We start from the raw sequence: 12,631 nt of genomic DNA on the forward strand, positions 1-12,631 counted from the left end.
GTTTTATAAGTTAGAAATTAAATTCAAACTCTCCCATGATGCTTGATACCTGTGATTCTTTCCATTCCTGCATCTGATTTTGGGACAAAAGCTGTACGTCAGGAATGCGCAAACCACTCTTGCTGATTTCATACAAGATATTCAAATAATAGTCGGCTAGCTTACTTATCGTTTCTATTTTGAAAAGATTCACATCAAATTCGAATCTAAAATCCAGTTGTTCTGTGTCAGCTCCGCCTACCAAGCTTAGATCATACAAACTTACACCATCGTTTCTAGCAGGCATTGATTCATGCCATTGGAACATCGTAGAAAAGATCGGACTTCGTTGACTACGATTGGCATTAACCTGGGCGACAAGAGCATCAAATGGGTAACGACTGTGTGTAGTAGCGGCGATTCTCGTTTTTTCTACCTTGGCAAATAACGCTTGGATTGTATCTGTTTCTTCTATCTTCACACGCATACAGAAGATGTTCGTTAGTGCTCCCACCATTTCATTGCTATCTGAATGGCCTTGGTGACGAGCTGTCATCCCTATGATGATGTCCGTATCAAGAGTAAGCTTGTGTAACAGAAGATAATAGGCTGACAATAGATAGGTTTCCAAAGGAATATCTATTCGTTTGATTGCTTCTTGAATGGATGTATAGACCTCTTTATCCGTTACCTGAAAAGGAAAAAAGCTTCCTTGATAGCTTGGAGTCTTAGGACGTTGAAAATCTGTTGCTAGGTTTAATTGAGGAAGTGGATTCCGTAATTCCTGTTGCCAGTATGCCTGGTCTAATTGAAATCCTTCACTCTTTTCCCAGCTAAGCTGATCGTGTATCCAGGAGATATAGCTACCCTCTGGTGAAAGCACTATTTGTTTAGTTTCTTTTAGAGCGTGATAGACCTGAAGAATCTCACTCGCAATATACTCAGAACTTGATTGGTCTGCAATCAGTGAATGGATAATGAGAGCAAAGAGCGTTTTCTTTTCTGGTAAACGATATAAAATGGGACGCCATGTTGACTTTGAAAGCTCGCAAGCTCGAATTCTAGCTTCTTTCAGCTTTCTTCTAGCTAATTGATGTGCATCTGACTCATAGGAGAGGTCCTCATATTCTGTCTCTACACTCAAAGCTGGCAAAATAACTTGTTTGGGTAGTCCATTCTCTTCACGGAAAATTGTCCGCAGAGCCTCGTGCTGTTGAGTAACTACGTCAATCGCCTTTTGAAACAACTCAATGTCAATAGATGAAGAAAGCTCTTGTTCAATCAATAGGGTAAGTTCAGTCATCAAAGGATTGTAGGATTGAAGGAAGTAGATATGACGTTGCATACCCGTTAGCTCAATTCCTTCCTCTGACTTCGGCACCAAATTCGATGCTTCTGTAGCTTGCTCAGAGCTGGTGCTTTCTTTCGTACCCTCTTCTTGAGAAGAAAGATGTGCCGCAAGTGAAAAAATCGTTAAGTTTTGGAATATTTCACTTATCCCAATATTCTTATTCAGATACTTTTGAACCGAATTGACAATCTTGACGGCAATAATAGAATCTCCGCCGAGACTAAAGAAGTCATCATAGATATTTATTTCATCGAGTCCTAATTCCAAGCAAAAAACCTGCGCTAATAATCGCTCATTGGCAGAATAACTCTCACCAGCATTACGCCCTAGCAACGTAATGTCTGGTAATCCTTGGGATGGTACTGCTCCTTGTCTTCTATCTTTTAATCTCCCCATTTTTGCCAATTTGGTTTTAATTGGGTTTGCGAGATTAAATGATAGAGCATCCAAATGTTCAGAGGTGTTATCATAATTGATTTCTGCTATGGTTACTCTTTTCAATTGCTTATGCAAAACCTGCTGAAATGCTTGGATGGCATGATGAGTTGACAAGGACTTAAAGAATCCTACATCATGATTAGCTCCGTATTCTACAGCCATCCCTACTTCTTTCCATGCCGCCCAATTGATAGTCAATGTCTTCCCAGAATGGCGATTACGATAGGAAGTAAATGCATCTAGGTAAGCATTGGCAGCCGCATAGTCCCCTTGTCCAACTCCACCGTACAGTGAGTTAATGGAGGAAAACAGTACCATAAAATCAAGCTGATCACCTTTCGTCAGATGGTCTAATAACCATGTACCCTTTACTTTTGGAGATAACACCGCTTGGCTACTAGCTTCCTCTTTACGCAGGATAAATCCCTCGCCAGCTACACCCGCACTATGGATGATGCCATTGATCGTCGTAAATTGTGACCGAACTTGAGCAAGTACAGCTTGTAATTCATCCTGATCGCTAATATCGGCGCTTAGAACCGTGACATGACTTCCCAACGCTTCAATCTGGCGGATAGCTGTGATTTGTCGATATAATTTTGGCTGGGACTTCTCTTCTACTTGATCCCAAAGCTCTCTACTTGGCAACGAAGAGCGATTAATCAATACAAGATTGACAGAAGCCTGCGAAGCAAGATAATTAGCCATTTCGAGCCCAATTGCACCAAGACCACCTGTAAGTAAATAAACTCCATTTTCGCGAATTTCGATAGAATCATCTGCAATATCATCTAAATTCCACTCGCAGAATTCCTCTACAAATCGTTGATCCTTACGGTGCATCACAAGATAATCCTTGTCTTTACTCCCTAGTTCAGCAAGGATGGTTTCTGCAGTAGTCCATTTGTCAATATCGATTGCTCTGCACAATAGATGCGGGTACTCCTGCGTTACCACTTTTCCCAATCCGAACAAGGTAGCGTGATGCGGCTGAATGTATTCCTGCTGTTCATTCAACTCGTATACATATGGAGCTACAAGCAAAATCTCTATCTCATCATGAATGTTATGCTCTAAAAGAGCTTTCGTCAGGCGAACGAGACTCTCATAGCCTCTTTTCTGCGTTTCTTCCAAGTCCACAAGATCGTTGACATCCTGCTTTTTCACAATAGATAGCAAGTGCACGATTTGAGTAATGCCTCTTTCTTTTAGTAATCCGATTAAAGTCATATAGTCGGATTGAAGGCCGTTTATTTTATAAGTGCGCTGGTCAAGCTCTTCAAACTTGGCTCCCCATTCAACCTGAATCCACGGCCTGCCCATGGAATCAAATGCTTGAATCATTTGTTCACCAATGCTTGTCTCATCTTTAAAGATAAGTACAGTCCCCATATCTTTGGAGCGCTCATCTTTAAGATTTATTTCCTTCTCAATCCAATGCAAGCCATAATAAAAGCTAGCATTTTTTGCTTTGTTTACTCCCAAATCCATTTGGTGTACACGTTTTATCGCATAATCTTCAATTTCTGCAAATACGACGCCCTCTTCATTTACTAGTGTCACATCAAAATTAATAATTTCCTTACTTTCAGACTGATCAGGCTTTAGTCTGAGATGACTGTAAAATCTGCTGGGCATTGTGTTGTACACTTTACAAATACGGTAGGTAAACGGCAGATAAAAATCCTGACTAACTGTGTTAATCGCTAAGTTAACAGCATTATCCATCAGAGAAGGATGGAAATGATACAAATCTATATCTGCTGCAAAGCGTTCTGGCAGACTAAAGTGTGCGAGCACTTCACCATCACCAACATATACCTGCTGCACATTATTCCAGCGAGGTCCTGTAATGATAGCCCCTGAACCAGAGAAATCCTCTTCGTATTGAATAAATTCTTTGCGCTCGATGCTGCATCTATTTTTTATTTCTTCAAGTTGTAACAACGGAGCATGATCATCTAAGCCAACTATTACTTTCCCTTGAGCGTGCCGCACCCACTCTCCGTTGTAACGACTGGCAATGATAAAGTCATAAGCTTGTCCATTTTCTTTTAAAATGGTCTGGACCTTATGAGACTCTCCTTTTTCGCAAATGAATGGCGCAAGGAAAACAATATCTTCTACTTTCACTTGTCTAGTTGGTATTTGTTGATAGCAGGCTTCAAGCAGCATTTCGAGATACGTAGTTCCCGGCACAACAAATTTATCATTGACGATATGTTCATGCAGCACCCAGTGTTTATCTACATGAAAATCAGTTGCATAAATAATAGTATCAATGGATTCTGCTTCTAATCGATCTAGCAGAGGCAAATCAAGCTCTTTTTCTGATCTTTTTATAAGCGGGTAAGAATTTACGGCTTCCGGCTCCACCCAGCACCGCTTACGATTAAATGGATATACGGGAAGACTTATCCTATGAGCATGTTCTTTCTGCACCAGTCTTTCCCAATCCACCTCTGCTCCACGGACGTATAATTGGCTCAACTGATGAAGAAGCACTTCGGAAGACTCTGCCATAACAAGCTGACTAATTAAAGCATTTGCCTGTTCGCTCAATTGTCTGATATCTGCTTCCGTAATCTCTTTTTCACTTCGGTTTGGTTTCTGATCATGTATGATCTTAAATGAATTCGAATAGCAACCAATCCGCTCCTCCGTTGCAAATAATTCCTTTTTACATAAGGAAAGCTTTTCTATTAAATCAGTACGATCACGCACTACCAACGCCAATCGCGATTCATAATGTCCTCTGCCTGTGTTAGACGTATAGGCAAGATCAGTTATACTTACCTTTTCATTTTTCTCCATATACTGAATGTAAGCATCCACTAGCTGACGCAGTCCATCCTCAGTTTTTGCGGAGAGGGACAAAATGTGTGGCTTAGATGCTTGATCTGATAATTGAGGACGCAGCTTAGGTGCAGGCGCTTCCTCCAAGACGATATGGCAGTTCGTACCACTCAAGCCAAATGAACTGATTCCACAACGACGCGGATGCCCATTCGATTCCCATTCCCTTAGACAGTCGTTAACATAGACCGGTGAACTGTCGAACAGGATTTTTTGGTTGGGATATTGGAAATTAACTGTAGGAGGAAGTTCCTTATGTTTTAGCGATAAAATGCTTTTGAGTAAACCAGCAATTCCTGCTGCATGGTCGAGATGCCCAAAGTTCGTTTTTATCGAACCGATACCGCAAAATTGCTGCTGATTTGTATACTTTGCAAAAGCTCGCTGAATCCCATTAATTTCAATAGGGTCACCTAGTGAGGTCCCGGTCCCATGTGCCTCAATATATTGAATAGTCGCCGGTTCTATATCTGCATGTTTCCAAGCCCTGACAATCACGTCTTCCTGCGCTAGTGAATTAGGCGCCGTTATTCCAATTGAATGACCATCCTGGTTGAAAGCACTGCCTTTGACTACGGCGTAAATATGGTCTTTATCTTGTATAGCCTGATCAAGGGCTTTTAGCATTACAACGCCAACACCCTCGCCAAAGCCAGTTCCATCTGATCGATTGTCAAAGGTTTTCGCTCGTCCATTTTGTGAAGAAATGCCGATTCCTGAATTAAAGTCTCCTTCTAAGGGAAGCATGATAATTTTGACTCCCCCTGCAAGAGCCATATCACATTCACCATTAATGATCGCCTGACACGCCAGATGAACAGCAACCAAAGAAGAAGAACAAGCTGTGTCCACTACCATACTTGGCCCGTGCAAATCGAGCGTGTAGGCAATTCTGCTCGCAATGATAGACTTTATGTTACCGGGAATGGCTGCCCCAGACAGAGCTGGAGCAACATTTTTAATATATTGCTTATAGTCCTCCCCTGAGTCTGCATCTGCGCTATAACCAACAAAAACACCTGTTCTGGTTCCCATAATTTTTTGACCGCCATAACCAGCATCTTCAATTGCTGAGAATGCTTCTTCTAAAAATAGACGTTGATTAGGGTCCATTAAACTAGCTTCTTTAGGTGAAATCGAGAATAACTGATAATCGAACTGATCAATTTCTTCTAAATAGGCAGCATGTAAATACCGCTTTTGGATATGTGGCTGAACATGGTTAATAAATCGATCAATATCCTTTTGTCGTGACTCTGGGATCGTACGAATACAATCGTTTCCATTACGTAATGTCTCCCAAAACTCCTTCAAATTTTGCGTTTCACCGAAGCGTCCAGAGATTCCGATTATAGCGATGTCATTTTTTTTCACACTTTTCATCTGAACAACCGTACGCTCGTCTTTTTGTGTTAAATTCACCCCGGTTAAATCCAGTAATTTTTTCTTCACTTATCTCCCCTCTTTTCCAGCTCAATTAGATAGTTGCATGATGCTCATTTTCTAGCATGAGAGAAAGCAGCTTGAGATACCCATAAATGAGTTCTTCGACTTTTCCATGGTTTAATTTGTTTTGATCATATCGACACTCAAAAGCAATCATTTTTGGCTCGATTTGCAATTCAAATATGAGATCAAACAAGCGATTAAATTCATTTGACTGAGAAGAATATTCGGTAAATAACGGCCATATTTGTTCATTCGTTTTACTTGTATAGCTCTTTTCCAATGACTGAATAGAATATAGAGAAAGGGGATTTGGCTGTATTCGCGTTTCTCTTACATGTCTAAATAAGTCTCCAAAATCTTCAATGCTGTTCATATTTACGTGAATAGCTATGGTTCTATTATCCGTTGTCTGTAACTGAAGAGTGACATCAGTCAGTTCGCCGACTTCAGCATACAAATACAGATTCATTGCAAGTAAAATATCAGCTATCTCGACACTGTACCGATCTGCTACCATATGTAGGCCAGCAACCATTTCTTCCTGAAAAGCAAAAGTGAATAGCGTACTGTTATGACCCTCATTTACATGAAAATATTCTGAAGGGAGCTGGATGGCTGGAATTTGAATCAATGGTAGATTCTCTACTGTCCTTGATTCAATATAGCTGGCTAGCTTCGCGATGGTAGAGTAGGAAAAAACATCTCCAATATCTATTTTCCCCGCATATTTTTTATCTACTTGGGCATGCATCTGAACTAGCAGAACGGAATTTCCGCCTAAATCGAAAAAGCTTTCATGTAAACCAATGACATCCCGGTTCAATACATTTTTCCAGATCTCCACCAGCTCTCGCTCAACCTCCGTATTAGGAGACTGAATGAGCACTTCACTTGATCGTACACCTTCGCTCGGTTTAGGTAATTGCTTTCGATCGATCTTCCCGTTAGCTGTAAGCGGAAGCTCCTTTAAAAAAACAAAGTGTGCTGGAACCATATATTCTGGTAATTCCTGACTAAGTACCTGACGGAGTTCATGCGGATTTACATCATGCTGCCCTACGTAATAAGCGCAGAGATTCTGCGAAGCGCCAACCTCCTCCACGATCACCACTGCTTCGTGAACCGCTGGGTGTTTTACCAAGCAATTCTCAATCTCGCCAAGCTCAACTCGGAAGCCCCTGATCTTGATTTGATGGTCGATCCTACCTTTAAACTCAATCGTTCCGTCTGAAAGCCATCTCGCTAAATCACCAGTGCGATACATCATTCGATTTGTTTGGAATGGATTTATCACAAACTTTTCGGAAGTCTGTTCCTCTCGATTCAGATAACCTTTAGATAAGCCGTCACCTGCTAAACACAATTCGCCTGTCATACCGATTGGCTGTAAGCTATTGTGCTTATTGAGAATGTAAGCTTGTGTATTGGCTATTGGTTTTCCAATTGTAATAGCAGTTGTATTCGTCACATCCTGTATTAACGACCAGATCGTTGTTTCTGTAGGACCGTACATATTAAATATCTGAGCTTGTGTTCGTTCTTTAAGCTGAGCTAATAGGGAAGGGAGAAGAGCTTCTCCTCCTATCAGAATTTGTTCTAATTGGCTAAAACAATCTGCCTCACTGTATAAAAGCAATTGCAGTCGAGAAGGAGTGAGTTGCAAGAAATTGATATGTTGGACCTTGATCAGCTCATTTAATAATTTTGGGTCACGCTGCTGTGCTTCTGTTGCAACAACTACACGCATTCCTTGAGTGAGTGGCACTAACGTCTCTAATACAAAAATATCAAAGGAAATGGTAGTAAGAGCCAGGATTGATTTTCCTTCAGTAAAGGCAAGTTTCTCAGTGATTCCTTGGATAAAATTATGAACTGCCCTATGAGGAATCATGACTCCTTTTGGCTGCCCAGTTGAACCAGAAGTGTAAATCACATACGCTAAATCCTCTGACACAGCAGTATCTGCTTTCCACAAGGGCTCTTCTTCATACGCTAACGTCTCGTCAAGATAAATGTATTCCTTCCCCATTTGGTTATCTGAGACTAAATGCCGTTGGGTAAGAATCAATGCAGCGCCACTATCTGTAAGCATGTATTTCACACGCTCCTCAGGATATGTCGGATCAATTGGTAAATATGCTCCTCCGGCCTTAAGAATCGCAAGTAAGCCGATTACCATATCCAATGAACGTTCGGTCATTAACCCAACAATCGTATTGGGACCTACTCCTTTATCAATCAAACTGCAAGCGACTCTCTTGGCTTTTTCATCCAATTCACAATATGTTAGCTGAGCTCCTTCGCATACGACCGCTATCTGATCCGGTGTTTTTTTAGCTTGTAACGCAATTAATTCATGAATAGTCTTACTACGATCATATGGAAGCATGGTGTCGTTGAATCGCTCAAGCAGCTCATTCTCTTCTGTTAGAGTCGTAATCTTGAGCTGGCTAAGCTCGATTTCTGGATTCGCTATGACTTGCTCTATCAATTCTTCGATATGACCAAAGATTCTTTTGATAAAGTCGTAGCTATGTAAATTCGCGTTGTAGCCCATACGAATGATCAAGGACTCTCCCGTGATGACCATTATGCTAAAGTCATAGTTGGTTTGTTCCAATAACTCAATATGAGTGATTGCTTGAGCAAGTCCCCTCGTGCCTGAATCATTGCTTGATTCACTCATATCAATTGGTGACTTTTGAAAAATAGAAACATGATCAATGATGCCTTGACTCATCTTTGTGCCTACTGGCATCTCATAAAGCGGGAAAAAATCATACATCTTTGCTCTAGTTGAGCTTTCCTGAGCCATTTGTACAAGCTGTGCAAACGTTTCTACCCGGTCCGTTCTAATACGTACGGGAACTGTATTAATAAATAATCCGACCATCTGGTTAATGCCTGCTACTTCAGCATTTCGGCCAGACACAACAGATCCAAACACTACATCGTCTACATTGTTATATCGTTGGAGCACCAGTCCCCATATTGCTTCCCATACCGTGCTTAATGTAGCATTATTTTGCCGTGCAATCTTATTAAGCTGTTGTGTTTTTTCCCTATCGATCTCAAATTCCGCTTCTTTTGCCTCATACCCAGTAGCATTCGTTTTATTGATCAAACTTGGCATTACGGCCAACTGATCATAGCCTTCCAGATAACCTCCCCAGTATTCCTTGGCCTGCTCATTATCCTGCTTTTCTAGCCATTGAATAAATTGCTGATAGGAATGGACCGGTTCCAGCTTTAGCGTTTTATGGAACGCAAAGGAATCGTAAATTTGTAGAAATTCATGGAACATAATACCAAGTGACCAGCCATCCATAATTAAATGATGGTAGCTCCAAACCACTCTATAGCACTCTTTTGATGTCTGGAATATAGCAATTCGAATAAGGACTTCTTTAGATAAATGAAATCCTTGTGTTTTGTCTTTTTTCAAATAATCTTGTACATATTCCTCCTGATCACGCACGCTGGAAATATCCTCAAAATGAATGCTAGTCAATTCCCGTTTTTTAAGCACTAGTTGCATTGGCTTTTTTACTTTTTCATATACAAAGGCTGTTCGTAAAATATCATGTCGTTCAATTAATACATTGACGCTTTTTAAAAACAGATCAATATCTACATGACCTTCAATCGAAAAAGTCAAGCTCTGAAAGTAGGCACCTGAATCTTTATGTACAATGGAATGAAATAAGATGCCTTCTTGTAAGGGAGTCAGCGGATAAATTTTGGTTACTTCTGGTTTTTTTTCCAAGTGAAAAGCTCCTTTTCCTTCCCATAGTAAAGGTGACGGTACAATCAATTTTCAAATCGGTAATTCTGAAACTCAGGAAGCAAATAGCCCGTCCCTGTTTCGTCTAAAATTTCATCAAAGCGTTTTTTCTGTTCTTCAGTTGAAGTTTTTTTGGTTAAAAATACTGATGTCAGCATATCAAGGGCTTCACGCATTTGTTTTACGGTCGGTTCTGCACCTGTCTCTTCCAGCTCATTTTGTAGCTTTTGAATCCGTCGATATGGTTCAATCACACCTTTTTGATATTCTTCAGCATCCATATTTCGATTTGGTGTTGCAACAGCAACAGCTAGGCATTTTGTAATTACACTAGGAATAAATGCTTGATAATCCGTCGGGAATCCCATCATTTCTTTCACGCCAACAACATCCTGTGCTGCATCATATGAATAGGCAAGTACATCAGGATATTCCTTTTTCATTAAATTGCGCAAGACCTTATTCGGTCCAAACTCGATTACTTTTCGAATGCCCTTTTGGTATAAAAACTGCATAGTGGCAAGCCATTGAACCGGGGCCGTCACTTGTGTAGTCAAATGTTCTACAATTTGATCACTGCTTGTGTATGGCTGTCCATCGACATTCGCAATGACAGAGTAACGCATAGGCTGATAGCTATTTTGTTGAAGCTCCGCCTGTAAAGAGGAAGCAACTGATTGCATCAGTGGACTATGAAACGGGGCACTAACACGCAAGAATATGACTGTAGCTCCCATCTGTTCCAGTTTTTTTGCTACCTTTTCAATCGCTTGGCGATGACCGGAAATAACTACTTGACGTGAAGAATTAATGTTAGAAAGATGCGCAAAGTTCGCCTCATCTGAATATTCACAACAAACCTTTTCAATGTCAGCCTTGTCTATTCCCGTAACAGATGCCATCGCTCCAGTTCCTTGAGCCGTTATTTCCTGCATAAGTAGACCGCGCTTGTGAACGAAACGAACTGCCTGTGAAAAATTCATTGCACCAGCGCAAACAAGTGCGGAGTATTCACCTAAGCTGTGTCCAGCGACAAAATGAGGCTTGACACCTATTTCCTGCATATAAACACGCCAAAGAGCAATACTTGTAGCTAAAATAGCTGGTTGAGCATTGGCCGTTTTGGTCAGCTCCTCAAGATCGCCTTCGATGCATAGTTTACGTAAATCAAATCCTACGATCTGCTCGGCCTCTTCAAAGGTCCTTCTAGCAATGGCGTAATGATCGCATAACTCTTTTCCCATATTGACATATTGTGAGCCTTGTCCAGAAAACACAAATGCTAAATCTCTCATGTATCCATCACTCCCCCATTACGTATTTTGGTTTACTAGTCATAAATAACGCCCCAAAAATAGATGCTTGATGATAGATAATCGTGATAGGACGTTTTATCTCGTTATGATTGGTGTAGGCAGAATTTTTCTACCCAATCTTTGTTATAAATTGTATCCACATAAGATAAACCGCTATCAGGACAAATAAAGACTACATTCGGCGGTGTTTGAAATGTCTTGTCTGCAAAATAATGCTTGATAGCATAATAGGAGCTGCCCGATGAGCCACCTACAAATAAAGCGTGCTTTTCTAGCAGTTCGTGACACCCTTGGATTGCTCGATACTCAGGTACATGAATTACCTCGTCGATCCTAGCCTCCTTCAGTATTTCTGGGACCATGCTAGATCCAATCCCTGGAATAAAGCGTTTTTTCGGACTATTTCCAAATATCACCGAACCCTCTGTATCTACTGCAATAACCTTAACAGATGGAAACTTTTCTTTTAATCTGCGGGACACACCAGCAATGGTTCCACACGAGCTAACACCGATAAACACATAATCCAGTTGTTCAAAGGCGTCGGCAATTTCTCTGCCTAATCCATGATAATGAGCCAGGAAGCTATCCCGGTTTGCATACTGATTTGTCCAAAATGAATCTTTGATTGTACGTAGAAGTTCATTTACTTTTCTTATTCGATTTAATAAATAACCACCAGTCTCGTCTCGCTCGGTTACTTTTATCACCTTGGTAGCGGTGACACGTAAAATCTTTTCATATATCTCATTAATATTATTATCAATAATAGGTATAAAGGGAATTTCGAGCTTTTTGCATAAATAGGCTAATGCAATGCCAAAATTTCCGGAAGTAGATTCAATTACAGTAGTAGTAGAGGTTATTTCGCCTCTCTCAATTGCAGATTTTAATATGTAATAAGCCGGCCGAACTTTCACACTTCCACTATAATTCTGAAATTCCAGCTTGGTATAAAGGTTCATCGTATCGTTTTTCAAATGTAAAAGAGGTGTATCACCAATAAATGACTGTAGCTCGTCTAGTTTTGATAGCATAAATTACCTCTCCCTTTGGTATTCGTATTGCCCCAATGCAACACTTCGCTTGCATTCCTTTTCATAAAAGTGCATGCTGATTAAGCTATCACCTTCAATCAAACAAAATAAAGTGCTCTAACTACTTTCTGTTAGAAGCGAATAATTAATAAGTGAATTGTGAGTAAATTCAAAACAAATTGCAAATAGCATTCACATTCCTGCTATGAAATAAAATGACTTTTTAAGATAATCTTTACTATAAAAGCATATTATTGAAAAAAATTTTCCATATTTTTAATATACCTAAACTTTCAAGCGATGTCTATATGACGAAAAGCTAAAATTTACTATATTCACTTTTTTTCAAAAAGGTAATTCTTTTATTATTATGAAAAAATAGGCCATTATTGAATTTTAAGAATATATTACAAATAAATAC

At 40.2% G+C, this 12,631-nt stretch carries 4 protein-coding genes; all 4 read right to left on the bottom strand.

Translation table 11 applies throughout. The features are described 5' to 3' along the window. Window positions 1-10 precede the first annotated feature (10 nt). The 4 genes from AYJ08_RS13885 to sbnA all read right to left on the bottom strand — a co-directional run bounded on the left by AYJ08_RS13885 (window position 11) and on the right by sbnA (window position 12,210). The gene (locus AYJ08_RS13885) at window positions 11-6,076 is read right to left on the bottom strand and encodes an SDR family NAD(P)-dependent oxidoreductase (RefSeq protein ID WP_064018228.1); all 6,066 of its coding nucleotides are present in this window, start codon (window positions 6,074-6,076) and stop codon (window positions 11-13) included. Window positions 6,077-6,101: 25 nt separating this feature from the next. Beyond that, window positions 6,102-9,839, bottom strand: coding sequence for a non-ribosomal peptide synthetase (locus AYJ08_RS13890; protein WP_064018229.1), 3,738 nt, complete (start codon window positions 9,837-9,839; stop codon window positions 6,102-6,104). A 44-nt stretch (window positions 9,840-9,883) separates the two neighbouring features. After that, window positions 9,884-11,152, bottom strand: coding sequence for an ACP S-malonyltransferase (gene fabD / locus AYJ08_RS13895; RefSeq protein ID WP_064018230.1), 1,269 nt, complete (start codon window positions 11,150-11,152; stop codon window positions 9,884-9,886). Between the two features lie 104 nt (window positions 11,153-11,256). Beyond that, window positions 11,257-12,210, bottom strand: a complete 954-nt coding sequence (sbnA, locus tag AYJ08_RS13900; protein ID WP_064018231.1) for a 2,3-diaminopropionate biosynthesis protein SbnA — start codon at window positions 12,208-12,210, stop codon at window positions 11,257-11,259. Window positions 12,211-12,631 lie beyond the last annotated feature (421 nt).

The organism is Brevibacillus sp. SKDU10 (genome assembly GCF_001645205.1).
GTDB lineage: Bacteria > Bacillota > Bacilli > Brevibacillales > Brevibacillaceae > Brevibacillus_B > Brevibacillus_B halotolerans.

What these genes read in the sequence shown, in the direction of transcription:
- fabD (WP_064018230.1), bottom strand. Translation starts at nt 11,152, where the DNA reads ATGAGAGATTTAGCATTTGTGTTTTCTGGACAAGGCTCACAATATGTC.
- sbnA (WP_064018231.1), bottom strand. Translation starts at nt 12,210, where the DNA reads ATGCTATCAAAACTAGACGAGCTACAGTCATTTATTGGTGATACACCT.